2 protein-coding genes are annotated in these 1,257 nt (G+C 45.1%); both read right to left on the bottom strand.

What is annotated here, in order from left to right; all coding sequences use genetic code 11:
* Positions 1–59: 59 nt before the first annotated feature.
* Positions 60–890, bottom strand: coding sequence for an IS3 family transposase (locus tag ABIB39_RS23280; RefSeq protein WP_354432588.1), 831 nt, complete (start codon positions 888–890; stop codon positions 60–62).
* Positions 891–925: 35 nt separating this feature from the next.
* Positions 926–1,192 (bottom strand): transposase, encoded by a 267-nt coding sequence (locus tag ABIB39_RS23275; protein WP_354432587.1) that lies wholly within the window; start codon positions 1,190–1,192, stop codon positions 926–928.
* Between the last annotated feature and the right edge of the window lie 65 nt (positions 1,193–1,257).

Raw genomic sequence — 1,257 nt, 5'->3', positions numbered from 1 at the left:
TGTAACCCTCCCTTAGTTCGGACTGGTATTTTATAGACTTATTTAATTCAAAAATATAATTATTGTTGTTGTAACTGTGGGGATGTTGGAAACTCGGTAGAGTTTTCAATATCTCCACAGTTTAGCCGCTTGTACAGGTCTGGCGTTATGCCTCCCAGTGCTTCGTGCGGCCTGTTGTAATTGTAATCTTCCATCCATTCATCTGTTAAAACCTGTACCTGGTTAATGTCTTCAAACAGGTAAGCATCCAGGATGTTCTCACGAAAAGTTCTGTTGAACCGCTCAATGTAACCGTTCTGCATGGGCTTGCCAGGCTGGGTAAATTGTACCGTTATACCTTTGATTGCACACCAATCTTTAAACTCTTTACTGTTAAACTCCGGCCCGTTATCTACCCGGATACAGTTGGGTTTGCCTTGTTCGTGAATGGTTCGCTCCAGGATCTGTGTTACTCTGGTAGCCGGCATGGTATGTGCTGCCTCCACCGTAATGGCCTCTCTGTTATAGTCATCAATAATATTCAGTGTCCTGAACTTCCTTTTACTGGTTAGTACATCACTCATGAAATCCATAGACCACGTTTCTCTTGCACGCTCTGGCACCACCAGGGGCACTTTAACACGTGCAGGCACACGTCTGCGGACCTTTCTGCGCCGATTCATGCCCAATAGCAGGTAAACACGTCTTACACGTTTGTAATTCCACATGAGGCCCTGCTGGCGAATTCTGCTGTAATACAGATCCTGGCCCTCGGTGGGGTGCTTTTCGGACAGTTCTAGCAACTTATCAATGGTCTCTGAATCATCCCTGATATTCTTATAGTAATACATGGATTTGGGCAGCTTTACTACCCGGCAAGCCCTGCTAATACTTACCTGACGATGTTCCATTAGGTAAGCAACCATGTCTTTGCGCTGGCAGGGCTTTAAAACTTTTTTAAGAGCACGTCTTTTAAAAGGCTGTGATCTAATGCAAGTTCCGCATACATATGCTTCAGTTTGCGGTTCTCATCCTCCAGCTCTTTCAGCCGCCTTAGCTCCTGGCTGTCCATGCCGGCATACTTTTTACGCCAGTTATAAAAGGTTGATTTGTGCACGCCAAGTTCGCGGCATACATCGTTTAACTCGCGACCACCTTCATATTCTTTGATGGCCTTGACGATCTGCGTTTCGGTAATGATAGAGTTCTTCATCGTTTGACTGGTTAAAGTTAAGACTTTTCGTCCTTTAAGCAGTCCGGTTTTTAGGAGGGGTTACA

It is taken from the genome of Mucilaginibacter sp. UYP27 (assembly GCF_040547175.1).
Taxonomy (GTDB): domain Bacteria; phylum Bacteroidota; class Bacteroidia; order Sphingobacteriales; family Sphingobacteriaceae; genus Mucilaginibacter.
Note: the sequence above shows the minus strand (reverse complement) of the source record. Positions and strands in the feature narration are given on the sequence as shown.

Bases quoted from the DNA above. Each gene is read 5' to 3' on its own strand.
- ABIB39_RS23280 (WP_354432588.1), bottom strand. From the start codon at position 890: ATGGAACATCGTCAGGTAAGTATTAGCAGGGCTTGCCGGGTAGTAAAG.
- ABIB39_RS23275 (WP_354432587.1), bottom strand. From the start codon at position 1,192: ATGAAGAACTCTATCATTACCGAAACGCAGATCGTCAAGGCCATCAAA.